This is a genomic window from Arthrobacter sp. 210 2 (assembly GCF_059093025.1).
The window spans coordinates 153,294-170,473 of record NZ_JBNHIE010000006.1 but is presented as its reverse complement, the minus strand read 5'-3'; the positions used below and the strand labels follow the sequence as shown (position 1 = coordinate 170,473).

The window sequence follows — 17,180 nt, the reverse complement described above, 5'->3', positions numbered from 1 at the left end:
CCGGGCAACGACGGCCCGGCCCCGCATGAACGATGCCGGGCAGCAGCGCTCATGCGGGGAAGGGACGCCCGTGCCTGGCTGCGGCCGGAGCCCCGTACCTAGACCATGGCCAGGACCATGCCGGGTTCGGCCAGGATGGCCCCGACGTCGGCCAGGAACCTCGATCCCTGTTCGCCGTCCACCAGCCGGTGGTCGAAGGACAGGCTGAGTGTCATGATCTGCCGCAGGGCCACCTCGCCACGGTATTCCCACGGCATGGTCCGCACGGCGCCGATGGCAAGGATGGCCGCTTCCCCCGGGTTGAGGATGGGTGTGCCGGCGTCGATGCCGAAGACGCCGATATTCGTGATCGAAACAGTTCCCCCGGAGAGGTCGGCCGGAGTGGTCTTTCCCGCACGGGCAGTTTCGGTGAGGGCCGTCAACGCTTCAGCCAGCTGCGCAAGGGACATTGCATCGGCATCCTTGATGTTCGGCACCGTCAGTCCGCGCGGCGTGGCTGCCGCAATGCCCAGGTTCACGTAGTTGAAGGTGACGATCTCCTGGTTCGCTTCATCCCAGCGGGCATTCAGGGCGGGATTGCGCCGCAGGGCGATGAGCACTGCCTTCGCCGCGAGGGTCAGGGGCGTCAGCTTCAAGGCCGAGAATTCCCGGCTGCCCTTCAGCCTGGCAAGGAGCTCCATGCTCGGAGTGATGTCAACGGTGAGGAACTCCGTGACGTGCGGGGCGGTGAAGGCACTTTCCACCATCGCCGCGGCCGTAAATTTCCGGACACCCTTGATGGGGGTCCGGGTTTCCCGCTCCCCCGCTCCGGTTTCCCGGCTGTCCGGAACCGGCCGGTCGGCGCCCGGCGCTTCTGTCGGCGTGCCCTCAAGGTAGGACTGCACGTCCTCCCGGGTGATAAGACCGGACGGGCCAGTGCCGGTGACTGCCGCCAGGTCCACGCCGAGATCCTTGGCCAGCTTGCGCACCGGCGGGGTGGAGCGGGGCCGCTCACCCGGCGTCGTTTCGGCAGACTGGGTTTCGACAGGCTGGGTTTCGACAGGCGTGGTTTCGACCGGCTCAACGGCGGGCCTGGTTTGGATAGGCTCAACCACCGGGGCGGCGAAGTTCCGGGGCCGGCGGGTGGGGCGTCCGGAGCTTTCGACGACGGCGCCGTACCCCACCAGGTTCGGTTGCCTCTTAGGCGCCTCCCCTTCCTCCGCCTCCCGCACCCCGGCGGCAGTGTCACCTGACGCGGAAGGTGGCGTGCCGGCGTCGTCCGTCACTTCAAACGACACGATCGGTTTGCCCACCTCGACGATGGTTCCGGGCTGTTCGTGGAGCTCCTTGATGACTCCGGCGAACGGTGACGGCAGTTCCACCACTGCCTTGGCGGTTTCGACCTCGGCGATCACCTGGTTCAGGGTGACAGTGTCGCCCACTCCCACCTTCCAGCTGAGGATCTCGGACTCGGTGAGTCCTTCACCCAGGTCCGGGAGCCGGAATTCCTTGATCATGGTGACGCTCATCCTTCCAGCCCGCTGAGGGAGTTGGGCCGGCCGAGGGCCCGGTCCACGCCGTCGAGGATGCGGTCCAGGCCGGGCAGGTGGTGCATCTCCAGCTTCGAATAGGGGTACGGAATGTCGAAGCCGGTGACCCGGACCGGTGCAGCTTCCAGGTGGTAGAAGCAGCGCTCCGTGATGCTTGCCGCCACCTCTGCCCCGAGTCCGCCTGATTGCCCGGCTTCGTGGGTGACGACCAGGCGGCCGGTGCGCCGGACCGAGCCGACAACCGTGTCGTAATCGACGGGGGCCAGCGAGCGCAGGTCGATGACCTGGATGGAGATCCCCTCGTCCGCGGCGGCTGCAGCGGCGTCAAGGGCAGTTTTGACCAGGGGCCCATAGGCGACAAGGGTGACGTCGGTGCCTTCGGTGAGGACCCGCGCCTGATCCATGGGTGCTGCGGCGCGGAAGTCAACGGCATCATCCACGTCCGCTTTGTCGTGGTAGCGGCGCTTGGGTTCGAAGTAAATGACGGGGTCATCGCAGGAGATGGCCTGCTGGATCACGGTGCAGGCGTCCTGCGGGTTGGAAACGGTCACCACGCGCAGCCCGGAGGTGTGCGTGAAGTACGCTTCCGGTGATTCGGAATGGTGCTCGGGCGAGCCGATGCCCCCGCCGAACGGGACCCTGATGGTGATGGGCATCTTCACCGCTCCCCGCGTACGGTAGTGCAGCTTGGCCACCTGGCTGACGATCTGGTCGAACGCCGGGTAAATAAAGCCGTCAAACTGGATTTCCACCACGGGCCGGTAACCCCGGTATGCGAGGCCGACGGCCGTCCCCACGATGGCGGATTCGGCGAGCGGGGTGTCCACCACGCGGTGTTTCCCGAAGTCTTTCTGCAGCCCGTCCGTCACCCGGAAGACACCCCCGAGGGTACCGATGTCCTCGCCGAGGAGGACCACCTTGGGATCGTTTTCGAGGGATTTGCGCAAGCCTGCGTTGATGGCACGGGCAAAGGTCATCTGGGTCATCAGCGTGCACCTTCTTCAGAAGTGGCCCCGGCGGGATCACCGAAGGAGGCCAGGTAACGGGCATAGTGCTCCTGCTGCCGGTCCAGCCAGGAGTTGGGTGTGCTGTACACGTGCTTGAAGACGTCCAGCGGCTGCGGGTCCGGCATGGTGGTGCAGCCGTTGCGCATCTCGCGGGCCACGGTGTCGGCCTTGTCCTTAACCTGCTGCTGCAGCTCGTCGGTCAGCAGCCCCTTCCGGTCCAGCAGGGCCGCCACCCGGCTGATCGGGTCCTTTGCCGCCCAGTCCTCAAGCTCGTTGGGGTCCCGGTACCGGGTTGGGTCGTCGGCCGTGGTGTGGGGTCCCATCCGGTAGCTGACGGCTTCAATGAACGTGGGACCGCCCCCGCGGCGTGCCCGGTCAAGGGCAACGCGGGTCGCAGCCATAACGGCCAGGACATCGTTGCCGTCCACGCGCATGCTGGGGATTCCGAAGCCGGTGGCCCTGTCCGCGAGCTGGATGTGTGACTGGAGCCGCACGGGCTCGGAAATGGCCCAATGGTTGTTCGTGCAGAAGAATACGACCGGAACCTGGAAGCTGGCGGCAAACACCATGGCCTCGTTGACGTCGCCCTCGCTGGTTGCGCCATCCCCGAAATAGGTGACGGCTACGGAGTCGGCGCCGTCGTTCTGGATGCCCATGGCATAGCCGGTGGCGTGCAGGGTCTGGGCGCCGATGATGATCTGCGGAGTGGCCATGTTAACCGCGTAGGGATCCCACCCGGCTGATGCGTTGCCGCGCCAGACGCGGACCAGGTCCGTCAGATCCACGCCCCGGCAGTACGCCACCCCGTTTTCCCGGTAGCTGGAGAACACGAAGTCGTCGGGGCGCAAGGACCGGCCCGAACCGATCTGCGCCGCCTCCTGGCCAAGCAGCGGGGGCCAGAGCGCGAGTTCACCCTGGCGCTGCAGGGCCGTGGCCTCGACGTCGATGCGTCGGATGACACTCATATCCTCGAACAGCGAGCACAGCTGTTCGTCCGTGATGTCCCTGACCCAGAAATCGAATTCCGGATGGCTGACCCGTTCCCCGGAAGGAGTGATCAGCTGGACCAGCCCATGGGCAGGTCCGTGGGTACCCTGGGCGCTGTTGTGGGCCTTTGTACCGCCCTGGCCCGTTCCGTCTGTAGACACGATAGCCCGCAACCTTCTCACGTCGTTGACCTGCAGCGTTGGAACTTGTGGTCCCCTGATCCGCAGGCCTCCCGGGCGCCGTTGCCCCGGATATTGTGACCCTACTCACAATGCTCAGGAGGTACAACCACCGCGGCGCCGACTGAGCACAATGCTCTGTTTGGCAGCGCAGGACCGTGCTAGCGTTGCGCATTATGCAAGCTCTGGATGGCACCGACACCCGCCTCCTTTCGGCCCTGGCACAGGACCCCCGCAGAACGGTGGTGGCACTCGCCCAGAAGCTTGGCCTTTCCCGGAACACGGTGCAGGCCCGGATGTCCCAGCTGGAGAAAAAGCACGTCTTCCTGTCCTTCGAACGGCGCATCAATCCAGCCTCCCTGGGTTATCCGCTGATGGCGTTCATCTCCGTGCATGTCCAGCAGCAGAAGCTCACCTGGCTGGCCACGGAACTGGCCGATATCCCGGAAATCCTGGAAGGCTACGGCCTCACCGGATCTGCCGACCTGCTGCTGCGGGTGGTGGCACTGGACGCCGAAGACCTGTTCCGTATCAACGGGAAAATCCTCGCGTGCGACGGCGTGGACCGGACAGACACCGCGCTGGCCATGGGTGAACTCATCCCCTTCCGGGTGCAGCCCCTCCTGGACCGGGGTTCAGACCGCAGCTAGCGGTGGCATGAATTACGACGGCGGGCGGCTGGTTTGGAGTACGGCGCCGGCGGCCCGGGTTATAGGCTGGTCCAAGATATCCGCCGGGACCGGAACGACGGCTCCGCAACCAGGCGGTGCATGCACCACTTCGGAAAGGCCCCACCTTGAGCAGTCCCCAGGAACCGTACCAGCCGGGCAGCACCGGCTCCGGGCCCCAGCCGCTGCCCCAACAGCCGCAGCAGCCTCCGGCCGGAAACCAGCCGGCCTACGGACAAGCACCGTACGGGCAGCCGCAGTACGGACAAACACAGTACGGGCAGCCGCAACCGGAGCAGCCGGGTTCCGGCCCTTTCGGCCTCCCCGGGGAGCCCCCGGCGAAAAGCCGCCGGAAGCTGTGGATCATCCTGGCAAGCATTGGCGGCGTCCTGCTGCTGGTGATCCTCGGCGTCGTCATCCTTGTGAATGTGGCCGGCAGTGCCACCAACCAGGCCAAAGGCCTGGCCGACGGCTTCACCAAGCTGGTGATCGCGGGCGACAGCTCCAAAGCCTACGACGACTACCTGGACCCGGCGCTGCAGGAGCAGCTGTCCAAGGAGTCCTTTATTGCCGGCGTCGAAAGCCTGGGAATGGACGATACCTGCGAACCGGCCTACAACGATCTCCAGGTGGCCACGGAAAACGGCGTTAAATCCGCGGACGTTGCCGGCCTCATCACCTGCGACGGCAAGAACGTGGACCTCGCGTACCGGTTCGAGGGCACCGATGAGCTGAAGATGACCAACATCAAGCTGAGGCCCGCCGCGTAACCGGCCGCGTGAGGAAGGGCGCTGATTTTTTACCCATCCACGCCCCTGCATGGTCCGAATTGCTTCCGAGGGTCCCGGCCAGGGACCTGCACTCCGGCGGGGAACAAGCCACCCGCCTTACCGGAAGGATTCGGGCCATGCGCACATCACCCAACCGTCTCGTCGCCACCGTCTTCGGAGCCGTCTACCTGCTGGTCGGCCTCCTGGGCTTCGCCGTCACATCCGGCGTTGGCTTCGCCGCCACCGAGGGCGCCAACCTCATCATTTTTGAAGTCAATCCGCTGCACAACATCATCCACCTCGCCATCGGCGCCGCACTGCTTTTCGCCGGGGTGAAGGGCACCGCGAGCGCCCGTACCGTGAACACCGCCGTTGGCGCCGTGTACCTGCTGGTCGGCGTGCTGGGCCTCTTCCTGCTGGCCTCCCCGCTGAACATCATCGCGCTAAACGGTGCGGACAACGTGCTGCACCTTGCCAGCGCCGTGCTCCTGCTGGGCGTCGGCCTGTCGCTCGACAAGTCCCCGGCAACCGTACGGGCATAAGGACCATGTCCCAGCGGACCGCAACCAGTATCCCGTCCCTTCCGGCGTCCCCGCCGGACGGGGAGGGGTCCAAGCCAGCGGCAGTCCGGCTCTTCGCCGGTTTCGCCGGTTTCGGGGCCGGGACGGTCAATCTTGCCATCTCCTCGAGCTTCTTCGCGTTGGGGGCGGAAGGTCCTGGAGCGGTTGGATACGCGGCGGGCGGACTTGCCGGGCTTTGGGGAGCCGGGCTCCTCGCCGGTGCCGTTGTGTACCTGGCCAGGGGAAGTGTCCCGGGCGGCAGGGCGGCAGGTTGGATCCTCGTCGCAGCGGCCGGGGTCCATGTGGCTGCCATCCTCCTCAGCACCCCGGGGACGTCCGGGCTTAACCTGAGCCAGGCGGCCGCCCTGCTGCTGACCCTGATGATCATTGCAGCGCTCGCCTGGCTGCGCCGGACCTCCGTACAGCTACAGCTACGGGTACCTCCGGCGGGCAATGTCCCCACCGGCAAACCCGGCCGGCTGCTGCTGGCCGCCTTCGCAGGTGCAGTTGTAGTGGCAGGAATTACGACGCCGGGACTTGCCGCTTCAACGGCCGGACAGTTCGCCGTCCCGCACGGCGAACACGGCGGCGCTCCCGCCACCGGCGGGCACCACCAACGCTAGGAGACCTCCACAAAAGGGCCCTCCACAAAAAGAGCCTCCGTTCCCGCTTGAAGCGGCACGGAGGCTCTTTCTGTTACTGGCGGTTCCTGGAGGCCGCAGGGACTGGAAACGTCAGTGGTTGACGGCCTTTTCGGCGCCCACTCCGGTGAGGGACCGGACTTCCATCTCGGCCTGCTTCGCGGTGTCTTCGCGCTTCTTGTCGAGGACGGTTCCGAGCCAGCCCAGGAAGAAGGCCAGCGGGATGGACACAATGCCGGGGTTGCTCAGCGGGAAGAGCGCGAAGTTGGCGTCCTTGATCATGGACGTTGCTCCGCCGGACACCACCGGGGAGAAGATGATCAGCACGATTGCCGCACCCAGCCCACCGTACATGCTCCACACCGCACCCTGGGTGGTGAACTTCCGCCAGAACAGTGAGTAGATGATGGTGGGCAGGTTGGCCGACGCCGCGACGGCGAAGGCCAGTGCCACGAGGAACGCCACGTTCTGCCCGTTGGCGAGGATGCCGCCCAGGATGGCCAGGACACCGATGACCACCACGGTGCGGCGGGCCACCTTAACTTCGGTGTCGGCGTCGGCCTTTCCCTTGGAGATGACGCTGGCGTAGATGTCATGGGCGAAGGACGCGGCTGCGGTAATGGTCAGGCCGGCCACGACGGCAAGGATGGTGGCGAAGGCCACGGCCGAGATGAAGCCCAGCAGCAGCGGCCCGCCCAAGTAGAAGGCCAGCAGCGGAGCCGCCGAGTTGACGCCGCCCGGGGCGGTCCTGATGGTTTCGGGACCCACCAGGGCTGCGGCGCCGTAGCCGAGGACCAGGGTGAACAGGTAGAAGAGGCCGATCAGCCAGATGGACCACACCACGGACTTGCGGGCTTCCTTGGCCGTGGGGACCGTGTAGAAGCGCATCAGGACGTGGGGCAGGGCGGCAGTTCCCAGGACCAGGGCCAGGCCCAGGGACATGAAGTCGAGCTTGGAGGTTTCGGTCTTGCCGTACTGCAGGCCCGGGTTGAGGACGGCCGGGTTGTTGGCCGTTTCCACTGCCGCGCCGAGCAGGCTGGAGAGGTTGAAGCCGTAGATGGCCAGCACCCAGAGCGTCATGACCGCCGCGCCGGCGATCAGCAGGATGGCCTTGATGATCTGGACCCAGGTGGTGCCCTTCATGCCGCCGATCAGGACGTACATGATCATGAGGGCGCCGACGACGATGATCACCAGTGCCTGTCCGCCCCAGTCGCTGATGCCCAGCAGCAGGGAGATCAGGCTGCCGGCACCCGCCATCTGGGCCAGGAGGTAGAAGAAGCACACGGCAAGGGTGGAGATGGCCGCGGCGATCCGGACGGGCCGCTGCTTCAGCCGGAAGGAGAGCACGTCGGCCATGGTGAACTTGCCGGTGTTGCGCAGCAGTTCAGCCACCAGGAGCAGCGCCACCAGCCAGGCCACCAGGAAGCCGATGGAGTACATGAAGCCGTCATACCCGTTGATGGCGATGGCGCCCGTGATGCCCAGGAAGGAGGCCGCCGAGAGGTAGTCGCCGGCGATGGCGGTTCCATTCTGCGAGCCCGTGAAGGAACGTCCGGCAGCGTAGTAGTCAGCGGCCGTCTTGTTGTTCCGGCTGGCCCGGAACACAATCACCATGGTGACGGCCACGAAGATGCCGAAGATGCCCATGTTCAGCAGGGTGGTGTCCTTAAGTGCGGCGACGTCCACCGCGGCAGCTATGTTGATCATTTGTTGACTCCACCTACCCGGTTGCCCTGCTTATCGAATTCGTGGCCCTCAATCTCGTCCCGGATCTCCTTGGCGATGGGGTCCAGCCGCTTGTTGGAGTAGTGGACGTACCAGCCCGTGATGGCGAACGTGGAGACGAACTGCAGCAGTCCGAAGATCAGGCCGATGTTGATGTTGCCCCAGACCTTGGTGGACATGAAGCCCACGGCATAGTCGGCGAGCAGGACGTAGGCGAAGTACCACAGCAGGAAGGCGATTGCCATGGGGAAAACAAAGCTGCGGTGTCGCTTGCGCAGTTCCTGGAACTGCCCGGTCGACTGGACCTGTTCAAAGTCCACGGACGCCGCTGCGTCCGGAGTATGGGCATCGTTACCCATCGTTCCTCCTCATTGAGACTTGCCGGGACACACCGGGCGGTTGGCCCTGGGCTGGGACACCGGAAGTGTGACTGCAATCACTGTGCTGCGCGCGGGCTGCTACTTTCCAGACCTGGCCCCGGTGCGGTCGCCCAGCGGTCGGAATGCTGCGGCAAACGGCACCCGCCGCTACGCTGGGCAGCATGCCGGACTCCCCCCTCCTGACCGCCGCGGCCGTGGCCGTCATCGCCATGGCCATCGCCGTCGTCGTCGGCGTGGGGCTCAAGGTGCTCCGGTCCTTCCGGGACCTTGGCACTGACGCCGAGCGTGCCACGTACCACACGCTCCACGCCGCGTCCCAGGCTGGCCAGCACCTGCGCCGCGGCCTCAACCCCGCGGGCGCGGCGAAGGCCGGCCGGCAGCTACGCACCCTCCTCGGTTGTGACGCCCTGGCCATTACGGACACCTCCGGTGTGCTGGCGTGGGACGGTGCAGGCGAGGAGCTGAAGCCCCGGCTGATGGACCTTGCTGCCGGAGTCCTGGCGGGTGGCCGGACAGCCGTCCTCCCCGCCGGAGAGGCCAGCGCGGCCACGGACGCGACCGGCGGCCCGCTCGCCGCTGTCATCGCACCCGTCCGTGCCGGCACCCGGGTGGTGGGCGCCGTCGCCGCCTTCGCGCCGTCCGTGGGTGCAGGACTGGTCCGGGCCACCAGCGAGGTGGCGGACTGGGTGGCCGTGCAGGTGGAGCTCGCGGAGCTGGACGCCTCCCGCACGCAGCTGATGGAAGCCGAGGTGCGTGCGCTGCGCGCCCAGATCAGCCCCCACTTCATCTATAACTCGCTGAACGCCATCGCATCCTTCATCAACACGGATCCGGCACGGGCGCGGGAACTGGTGGTGGAATTTGCCGACTTCACGCGCTATTCCTTCCGCCGGCACGGGGACTTCACCACGCTCGCCGAGGAACTGCGGTGCATTGACCGCTATCTGCTCCTGGAACGGGCGAGGTTCGGTGAGCGGGTCCAGGTCAGCCTGCGCGTGGCGCCCGAGGTGCTTGGCACCGTCATCCCGTTCCTGAGCCTGCAGCCGCTGGTGGAAAACGCCGTCCGGCACGGGCTGGAGGCCAAGGAAGGACCGGGCCACATCAGCATCACCGCGGACGACGCCGGCGCGTTTGCCCAGGTCACCATCGAGGACGACGGCGTGGGCATGGACCCCGAACAGCTGCAGTCGATGCTCGCGGGCCACAGCGACGGGGAGCACGTGGGGCTGCGGAACGTGGACGCCCGGCTGCGCCAGGTCTACGGCAACGGCCACGGCCTGGTCATCGAAACCGCTCCCGGCGAAGGGACACTGATCACCATGCGGGTGCCCAAGTCCCAGCCCGGCCACGACGCGTGACCTGGCCACTGCCGACGGAAAGCTAACCTAGGAGCATGATTAACGTCCTCGTCGTTGACGATGAGCTGCCCGCGGTGGAAGAGCTCGCATTCCTGCTGGGCAGGGACTCACGGATCGGCACGGTCCTCCGGGCGACGTCCGGCAGCGAAGCCCTCCGGGCGCTGTCCGCCGGGTCCGTGGACGCGGTGTTCCTGGACATCCATATGCCGGCCGTGTCCGGCCTGGACATTGCCCGGGCGATTTCCGCCAGCAGCAACCCGCCGGCGGTGGTGTTTGTCACGGCTGACGAGGAACACGCCCTGGCCGCCTTCGAACTCGCCGCCGTCGACTACCTCCTCAAACCCGTCCGGGCCGAACGCCTGGCCCGCTCGGTGGGCCGCATCAGTGAACTGCGCGACGGCGGCAGCGCCCCGGAGATGATCACGGTGGACCAGGGCGGCACCACCAGGATGATCAGGCGCGACGACGTCACGTACGTCCAGGCGCAGGGAGACTACGCGCGGCTGCACACAGCCGATGCCAGCTACCTGATCAGGGTGCCGCTGGCCGAACTCGAGCAGCAGTGGGCGGAGGCCGGCTTCATCCGCACGCACCGGTCCTACCTGGTGGCGCTCAAGCACGTCAGCTCCATGAAGCTGGCTGCCGACGGGCCCAGCGTCACGGTGGCAGGCGCCGGCCTGCCCATCAGCAGGCGGCACCTGCCCACCGTCCGGGAGAAGCTCGAGGCCACCCGGATCAGGCCGCAGTCATGACCAGGGTGCGGGTGACGGCTCCAACCACAGCGGCCCGCCCGGCCCAGGAGACGCGGGAAGCGGCGCAGGAGTCGGATGTGGGCCAGGTCTTTGTCCGTTCCCTGATCAGGTCCCAGCTGCGGCTGGCCCTGGTGGTGGCCGGCGGGTTCCTGCTGATCCTTGGCGCGTTTCCGCTGCTGCTCGCCATGGTGCCGGGCCTGGCCGAAACCCGGATCGCCGGTATTCCGTTTGGCTGGCTGCTGCTCGGGGGCGGCATCTACCCGGTGATCGGGCTGAGCGCCTGGCTGTACATCCGGACGGCGGCCCGCAATGAGGCCCGCTACCGCGACCTGGCCGGTGACCAGTGAGGGCGGCGTGAACCCGGGCATCGCGATTGCTGCCGTGGCCGTGGTTTCCGTGGCGACGGCCGTCATCGGGTTCTACGGCCTGCGGATTTCGCGCACCACAGGCGATTTCTACGTTGCGTCCCGTACCGTCCGGCCATGGTGGAATGCCTCGGCGATCGGCGGCGAGTACTTGTCCGCCGCCAGCTTCCTGGGTGTGGCCGGACTCATCCTGCTGTCCGGAACCGACGCGCTGTGGTTTCCGGTGGGATACACCGCCGGGTACCTGATGCTGCTGCTGTTCGTCGCGGCCCCGCTGCGGCGTTCCGGCGCGTACACCATTCCTGACTTCACCGAGGCGAGGCTGGATTCGCGCGCCGTCCGCAAGGTCACCAGCCTGGTGGTGGTGCTGGTGGGATGGCTCTACATCGTGCCGCAGTTGCACGGCGCCGCCCTGACCATTCGCATCACCACCGGCCTCCCGTCCTGGGCGGGGTCCGTGGCGGTGGTGATCGTCGTCTGCCTCACGGTAGCTGCCGGCGGGATGCGGTCCATCACGTTCGTCCAGGCGTTCCAGTACTGGCTCAAGCTCACCGCCCTGGCCGTCCCCATCCTGTTCATCATCTTCATGCTTGCCGGGAACGGGACCCCGGAGTTGTCCCCGCCTGCCGCCAACCCCACCAATGCTCCCCCGGCCGGGCTGTACCAAAACATGTCCCTGCTGGTGGCGCTCCTGTTCGGAACGCTCGGGCTGCCCCACGTCCTCGTCCGCTTCTACACCAACCCGGACGGGCAGTCGGCACGGCGGACCACGCTGATCGTCCTGGGGCTGCTGTCCGTCTTCTACCTGTTTCCCACCGCGTACGGCTTGGTGGGAAGGATGTTTGCGCCGGGCCTGGCGCGAGCCGGCCAAGCCGACGCCATGGTGCTGCTGCTCCCCGGGGAACTCGTGGGCGGTACGGCCGGTGACCTGCTCTCGGCCCTGGTGGTGGCAGGCGCCTTCGCCGCGTTCCTGTCCACCACGTCGGGGCTGGTGGTCTCCCTGGCCGGCGTCATCAGCCAGGACGTCCTGGGCGGCGGCGTCGGCGGGTTCCGCCTCGCAGCCGTAATATCCGCCGTCGTACCGCTTGGCTTTGCGTTCATGACCGATTCCTTCGCGCTGGCCGGCAGCGTGGGCCTGGTGTTCGCCTTCACCGCCTCGACCGTCTGCCCGGTGCTGCTGCTGGGCATCTGGTGGCGGGGACTGACCGACGCCGGCGCGATCGCGGGCATGGTAACCGGAGGTCTGCTGTGCGGCGGCGCCATGATCATCGGAGCCATGGCGGGCGCTGCGAGCATTCCCGCCTGGCTCGCCCAGCCTGCGGCATGGACCGTTCCCACGGCGTTTGCCGTGATGGTGCTGGTCTCACGGGCCACGGCAGGACGGGTGCCGAAGACCATGGCACGGGTCATGACCCGCCTGCATACGCCGGAAAGGCCGCTGGCTACGGAACGCTGAATGGGTGGACAATTACGCCATGTCCACCGACGGCGGGAGCCCGGAAGGCCAGCAGGACGCGGTGCCGCCGTCCGTGCGGGCGCAGTTGCTCGCCACCGAGCACTGGGGCCTGCTGGCATCACGCAGCACCGCCCAAAGCGAGGTGCTGACACGGATCAGCATGTTCCTGACCTTCACGTCGGCCAGCGTGGTGAGTGCGGCGCTGGTGGGCCAGGCCACGAAATTTTCGGACGCCTTCGTCCTGCTCGCGGTAATCGTGCTGTGCATCGACGTGGCCATGGGGCTGCTCACGCAGGTACGGGTCCTGAACGTGGCCCAGGAAGACCTCATGTATGTGACCGCCATGAACAGGCTGCGGGCGGCGTACGTGGACCTGGACCCCGGTGTGGCGCCGTACCTGATGGCGGCCTACCACGACGATGAGTCCGGTTCGGAGAGGACCTACTTCTTCTTCGGAAACCGGAGCGCGTTCAGCCATGTGGCCGGCAGCAGCATGGTTTTTATGAACTGCGCGAATGCCGCGCTGATCGCCATTCTCTCTGGATTGCTGCTGACTCTTGTCGGGGCAGGGACGACGGCGGCGGTCATCGTGGGAGCGGCCTGCGGCTTCGCTTTCCTGGCGGCTTCCGCCTACTACGGATACCGCGCCTATGCCGGGATCTGGAGCAGGTACACGCCCCTGTCCCCCACCCCGCCGGACGGACCCTAGCCGTCAGTCGATGGCGGCCATGAGCTCGACAACACGGTCAAGGAACGCGTCCACCTGGGCTTCCTCGTAGCCGTCGCGGCCTGTGGCAGGGCGGAAAACGGCCCGGCGGACGCTGTCCACGCTCAGCGGCTTGTCCTGTTCCAGGTACGCCACGAGCTCATGGCACAGCCTGTCCACATCCGTTGTGTTGTAGCTGCGGACCTTCTTCCTGGCCGGCCGGCGGAAACGCTCCCCGTCGGGGCGGTGGAGCCGGCCACGGAGGATGCCGGAGAGGTTTCCGATCTCCCGCAGCCAGGCTTCCTCGCCATGGGCTGCGATCAGCTCGTCCCGTTCCCTGCGGGCGAAAGCGTCTTCGAGGCGGTCAAGGGCGGCGTCCACAACGGATGCTGAGTATCCGCCTTTGACGGGGTCGAAGGACACGGCCCGGACGTCTGCGCTGTTGATCGGCTGGGCTGCGGATTCGGGGGTTTCCAGTGACACGCGTGCCCGCTGCAGGAACTGGTCCACCTGCTTGGCATTGTAGCCGTATTCACTGCGCTGCACGCGCTCGAAGGACGCAGGGATCTGCTGCCGATGAATGTCCAATGCCACTTTGATTCCTTCGATGCTTTTCAGCCGTAGCGCCGCTACACCAGTTTATGGGTGCCGGGGCCCGGCCAGGGTTTGTGTCAGGCTCCGGCGAGCAGTCCGTACAGGACGAAAACCACCGGTGATGCGAACACGATGGAGTCGAGCCTGTCCATGACTCCGCCGTGCCCGGGCAGGATGCTGCTCATGTCCTTGACGCCCAGTTCGCGCTTCACCATGGATTCGGCGAGGTCGCCGGCGGTGGAGGCGGCCACTGTGCCGACGGCCAGCACGACCCCCACCCACCAGGGCTTGTCCAGCACGAAGAGGCAGGCGAGGATGCCGATGAGCACGGCACCGGCAACGGAACCGGCGAATCCCTCCCAGGATTTTTTGGGGCTGATTTTCGGGGCCATGGGGTGCTTCCCGAGGGACGCACCCACCAGGTATCCGAACGTGTCGTTGGAGACCACCAGCAGGAGCATGACCGCCACCTGCCAGGCGCCTTCGGGGATGGTCCCGCCGGGCCAGAGTCCCAGCGGGGACGCCCCGCCGGTGGCGTGCAGCGGCAGGGCGGCGAAACTGATGAAGAACGGCACCCAGCCCAGGGTGAAGACACCCGCGAAGATGCTGTTGGCCGATCCTGCAGCACTTTCGACGGACCGCCAGAGCAGCACGGCCACGGAGCTGAGCAGCATGGCAAACAGCAGGCCCTCGATGCCGCCGAGGTATGCCACGAACGGCATGGCCACCGTTCCGGTCATGACCGGAACGATGGGCATCCTGGTGCCGTTGGCTTCGAGGGCCCGGTAGATTTCCCAGACGCCGAATACTGCGAAGGCGGTGGTGACGGCTACGAATCCGAGCGGGAGGAACAGCAGCCCGCCCAGGACGGCGAACAGCATGGCCAGGCCCACCACGACGGCGGCGGGCAGGTTCCGCCCGGCCTTTGGCGTCGGGTTGCTCCTGGGCTGCTTCCCCCGTGTGCGCGCCCGTGGGGCGGGGGCCTGATCTGCCTGGCCCATCAGACTTCGAGCAGCTCTGCTTCCTTGCGCTTCAGCAGCTCATCGATGCCGTCGACGTGTGCCTTGGTGAGGCCGTCCAGTTCCTTTTCGGCCCGGCTGCCCTCATCTTCGCCGGCTTCGCCGTCCTTGACCAGGCGGTCCAGGGTTTCCTTGGCCTTGCGGCGGATGTTGCGGATGGAAACCTTGGCGTCCTCGCCCTTGGTCTTGACGATCTTGACGTATTCCTTGCGGCGTTCCTTGGTAAGTTCCGGAATGGTGATCCGGATGACGTTGCCGTCGTTGGACGGGTTCGCGCCGACCTCCGAGTCGCTGAGCGCACGCTCAATGTCACGCAGGGCCGTCTTGTCGAACGGGGTGATGAGGATGGTGCGGGCGTCAGGGATGGCGAACGAGGCCAGCTGCTGGAGCGGGGTGGGTGAGCCGTAGTAGTCCACCAGGACCTTGTTGTACAGACCCGGATTGGCCCGGCCGGTGCGGACGGCAGCGAAGTCTTCCTTGGCTACCTCTACGGCCTTGTCCATCTTTTCTTCGGCTTCGAGCAAGGTTTCTTCGATCACGGTCTCTCCTCAGATTCTGGTGCAGTCCGGGGCACCGGTTCCCTGCACACACATGGTTCTCTGTTGCTGCTTCCGTCCCCGCCGGCCGGGCGGGGACGGAACTGTCCTGAAAACATCCTAGCCGGAGCTAGGCGGTGACCAGGGTGCCCAGCTTTTCGCCCAGGATGGCGCGGGTGACGTTGCCTTCACCCTCCATGCCAAAGACCACCATGGAGAGGTTGTTGTCCTTGCACATGGTCATCGCCGTCTGGTCCATGACCCGGATGTCGCGGCGGAGGGCGTCGTCGTAGCTGAGGGTCTCGAGCCGCTCAGCGGTGGGATCCTTTTTGGGGTCGGCCGTGTAGACGGCGTCCACACCGCTCTTGGCCATCAGGACAACGTCGGCGTGGACCTCAAGGGCCCGCTGCGCGGCTACCGTGTCCGTGGAGAAGTAGGGCAGGCCGGCGCCGGCACCGAAGATGACCACGCGGCCCTTTTCCATGTGCCGGATGGCGCGGCGCGGGATGTAGGCTTCCGCCACCTGGCCCATGGTGATGGCGCTCTGGACGCGGGTTTCCACGCCGGCCTGCTCCAGGAAGTCCTGCAGGGCCAGGCAATTCATGACCGTTCCCAGCATGCCCATGTAGTCGGCGCGGGAACGGTCCATGCCGCTCTGGGAGAGTTCGGCGCCGCGGAAGAAGTTGCCGCCGCCCACAACGATGGCCACTTCCACCTCGGGCACGGCTGCGGCGATCTGCTTGGCGACGTCACGGACGGTCTCGGGATCGACACCCAGCTTCCCGCCGCCGAAGACCTCACCCGAGAGCTTCAGGAGGACCCGCCGCCTGCTTTTCTCTGGCTGGATTACAGTGTTGACGGCTTCCATGATGCCTTCCCGTTGATGAGTCTGAAAAAAGGTTATCCTGCCGGGCCCGGTGGTCGGTACCGGTCCCGTTGCATGCAAAAGGGGCGGCCACCGAAGTGGCCACCCCCTCACAGAATCGACTAGGAGCCGACGCGGAAACGCGTGAACGCGGTTCCGTTGACACCGGCCTCTTTGAGGACCTGTGCCACGGACTTCTTGGCATCCTTTGCGAATGCCTGGTCAACCAGGACCTCACCCTTGTAGAAGCCCGTCACGCGGCCTTCCACAATCTTGGTGAGGGCGGCTTCGGGCTTGCCCTCGGCCTTGGCGGTCTCTTCGGCGATGCGGCGCTCGGACTCAACCAGGTCGGACGGAACGTCCTCGCGGGTCAGGTAGTTCGGAGCCATGGCAGCGATGTGGACTGCGACGTCATGCGCGGCGGTGGCAGCAGCTTCGCCTTCACCGTCAACAGCGAACAGCACGCCAACCTGGGCCGGCAGGTCCTTGGAGGTCTTGTGCAGGTAAGCGTCAACCGTGGCACCCTCAACGCGGGAGATGCGGCGGACAACAACTTTTTCGCCGAGGACAGCGCCTTCTTCGACGACGACCTCGGAGAGCGGCTTGCCGTCAACTTCGGTGGCGAGCAGGGTTTCGAGGTCGGCGGCGCCGGACTCAACGGCAACGGCCAGGACCTTGTCGGCCAGCTGGATGAACTTGTCAGCCTTGGCAACGAAGTCGGTCTCGCAGTTGACCTCGATCATGACGCCGACGCCGTTGCTGACCTTGGCGGCCACGAGGCCTTCAGCGGTGGAGCGGCCTTCACGCTTGGTAGCGCCCTTGAGGCCCTTGATGCGGATGATCTCGATGGCCTTCTCGGCATCGCCGTTGGCCTCGTCAAGAGCCTTCTTGACGTCCATCATGCCGGCGCCGGTGCGCTCGCGCAGGGCCTTGATGTCCGCGGCAGTGTAGTTCGCCATGTGAACCCCTCTGTCTAGAAATTTGTTGTGGTGTACGGACCGACAGGACGGCAGCCCGCGAAAGCGGGCGGCCATCCTGTCAGCAGCTCCGGCTGGTAAGCGCGGAGAATCCGGATTTAGT

General features: G+C 66.3%; 19 protein-coding genes. 9 read left to right on the top strand and 10 right to left on the bottom strand.

Annotated features, from left to right (window positions below; all coding sequences use genetic code 11):
* Positions 1-98 precede the first annotated feature (98 nt).
* Genes AC5RWA_RS13300 through pdhA form a run of 3 tightly spaced genes read right to left on the bottom strand, consistent with a single transcriptional unit; the run spans position 99 to position 3,684 of the window.
* On the bottom strand, positions 99-1,496 hold the full coding sequence (locus AC5RWA_RS13300; protein ID WP_494057970.1) for a dihydrolipoamide acetyltransferase family protein: 1,398 nt from the start codon (positions 1,494-1,496) through the stop codon (positions 99-101).
* An 8-nt stretch (positions 1,497-1,504) separates the two neighbouring features.
* Positions 1,505-2,515, bottom strand: coding sequence for an alpha-ketoacid dehydrogenase subunit beta (locus AC5RWA_RS13295; RefSeq protein WP_494057969.1), 1,011 nt, complete (start codon positions 2,513-2,515; stop codon positions 1,505-1,507).
* Positions 2,515-3,684, bottom strand: coding sequence for a pyruvate dehydrogenase (acetyl-transferring) E1 component subunit alpha (pdhA, locus tag AC5RWA_RS13290; protein WP_494057968.1), 1,170 nt, complete (start codon positions 3,682-3,684; stop codon positions 2,515-2,517). The genes AC5RWA_RS13295 and pdhA overlap by 1 nt, the downstream gene beginning before the upstream one ends.
* Before the next feature lie 194 nt (positions 3,685-3,878).
* Here pdhA and AC5RWA_RS13285 point away from each other — a divergent pair, with 194 nt between their 5' ends.
* From AC5RWA_RS13285 to AC5RWA_RS13270, 4 genes are all read left to right on the top strand, one after another.
* The gene (locus AC5RWA_RS13285) at positions 3,879-4,352 is read left to right on the top strand and encodes an Lrp/AsnC family transcriptional regulator (RefSeq protein ID WP_494057967.1); all 474 of its coding nucleotides are present in this window, start codon (positions 3,879-3,881) and stop codon (positions 4,350-4,352) included.
* A gap of 146 nt (positions 4,353-4,498) precedes the next feature.
* On the top strand, positions 4,499-5,140 hold the full coding sequence (locus tag AC5RWA_RS13280) for a hypothetical protein (RefSeq protein ID WP_494057966.1): 642 nt from the start codon (positions 4,499-4,501) through the stop codon (positions 5,138-5,140).
* 137 nt (positions 5,141-5,277) lie between these two features.
* Positions 5,278-5,682, top strand: a complete 405-nt coding sequence (locus tag AC5RWA_RS13275; protein ID WP_115524139.1) for a DUF4383 domain-containing protein — start codon at positions 5,278-5,280, stop codon at positions 5,680-5,682.
* Between the two features lie 5 nt (positions 5,683-5,687).
* Complete coding sequence (locus AC5RWA_RS13270; RefSeq protein ID WP_494057965.1) at positions 5,688-6,323, top strand: hypothetical protein; 636 nt, start codon at positions 5,688-5,690, stop codon at positions 6,321-6,323.
* A 111-nt stretch (positions 6,324-6,434) separates the two neighbouring features.
* Here the strand turns inward: AC5RWA_RS13270 and AC5RWA_RS13265 are convergent, their stop codons facing one another.
* Positions 6,435-8,051, bottom strand: a complete 1,617-nt coding sequence (locus AC5RWA_RS13265; protein WP_079595542.1) for a monocarboxylic acid transporter — start codon at positions 8,049-8,051, stop codon at positions 6,435-6,437.
* Positions 8,048-8,428: a DUF485 domain-containing protein gene (locus AC5RWA_RS13260; protein WP_079595543.1), complete on the bottom strand. Its 381-nt coding sequence runs from the start codon at positions 8,426-8,428 to the stop codon at positions 8,048-8,050. The genes AC5RWA_RS13265 and AC5RWA_RS13260 overlap by 4 nt, the downstream gene beginning before the upstream one ends.
* Positions 8,429-8,610: 182 nt before the next feature.
* On the opposite strand from AC5RWA_RS13260, the gene AC5RWA_RS13255 reads away from it, so the two are divergent.
* Genes AC5RWA_RS13255 through AC5RWA_RS13235 form a run of 5 tightly spaced genes read left to right on the top strand, consistent with a single transcriptional unit; the run spans position 8,611 to position 13,089 of the window.
* On the top strand, positions 8,611-9,807 hold the full coding sequence (locus AC5RWA_RS13255; RefSeq protein ID WP_275724823.1) for a sensor histidine kinase: 1,197 nt from the start codon (positions 8,611-8,613) through the stop codon (positions 9,805-9,807).
* A 35-nt stretch (positions 9,808-9,842) separates the two neighbouring features.
* On the top strand, positions 9,843-10,559 hold the full coding sequence (locus tag AC5RWA_RS13250; RefSeq protein WP_494057964.1) for a LytR/AlgR family response regulator transcription factor: 717 nt from the start codon (positions 9,843-9,845) through the stop codon (positions 10,557-10,559).
* Complete coding sequence (locus tag AC5RWA_RS13245) at positions 10,556-10,906, top strand: DUF485 domain-containing protein (RefSeq protein ID WP_115524136.1); 351 nt, start codon at positions 10,556-10,558, stop codon at positions 10,904-10,906. The genes AC5RWA_RS13250 and AC5RWA_RS13245 overlap by 4 nt, the downstream gene beginning before the upstream one ends.
* Positions 10,907-10,913: 7 nt before the next feature.
* Positions 10,914-12,380, top strand: a complete 1,467-nt coding sequence (locus AC5RWA_RS13240) for a sodium/solute symporter (protein WP_494058027.1) — start codon at positions 10,914-10,916, stop codon at positions 12,378-12,380.
* A gap of 19 nt (positions 12,381-12,399) precedes the next feature.
* Positions 12,400-13,089: a hypothetical protein gene (locus AC5RWA_RS13235; protein ID WP_494057963.1), complete on the top strand. Its 690-nt coding sequence runs from the start codon at positions 12,400-12,402 to the stop codon at positions 13,087-13,089.
* Positions 13,090-13,092: 3 nt separating this feature from the next.
* Here the strand turns inward: AC5RWA_RS13235 and AC5RWA_RS13230 are convergent, their stop codons facing one another.
* From AC5RWA_RS13230 to tsf, 5 genes are all read right to left on the bottom strand, one after another.
* A complete protein-coding gene (locus AC5RWA_RS13230) occupies positions 13,093-13,680 on the bottom strand; it encodes a DivIVA domain-containing protein (protein ID WP_494057962.1) in 588 nt (195 codons plus the stop codon).
* Positions 13,681-13,757: 77 nt separating this feature from the next.
* The gene (locus tag AC5RWA_RS13225; protein ID WP_115524135.1) at positions 13,758-14,681 is read right to left on the bottom strand and encodes a phosphatidate cytidylyltransferase; all 924 of its coding nucleotides are present in this window, start codon (positions 14,679-14,681) and stop codon (positions 13,758-13,760) included.
* Positions 14,681-15,238: a ribosome recycling factor gene (gene frr, locus AC5RWA_RS13220; protein ID WP_079595548.1), complete on the bottom strand. Its 558-nt coding sequence runs from the start codon at positions 15,236-15,238 to the stop codon at positions 14,681-14,683. The genes AC5RWA_RS13225 and frr overlap by 1 nt, the downstream gene beginning before the upstream one ends.
* A gap of 127 nt (positions 15,239-15,365) precedes the next feature.
* Positions 15,366-16,103 (bottom strand): UMP kinase, encoded by a 738-nt coding sequence (gene pyrH / locus AC5RWA_RS13215; protein WP_079595549.1) that lies wholly within the window; start codon positions 16,101-16,103, stop codon positions 15,366-15,368.
* 119 nt (positions 16,104-16,222) lie between these two features.
* Positions 16,223-17,059, bottom strand: coding sequence for a translation elongation factor Ts (gene tsf / locus AC5RWA_RS13210; RefSeq protein ID WP_079595550.1), 837 nt, complete (start codon positions 17,057-17,059; stop codon positions 16,223-16,225).
* Positions 17,060-17,180 lie beyond the last annotated feature (121 nt).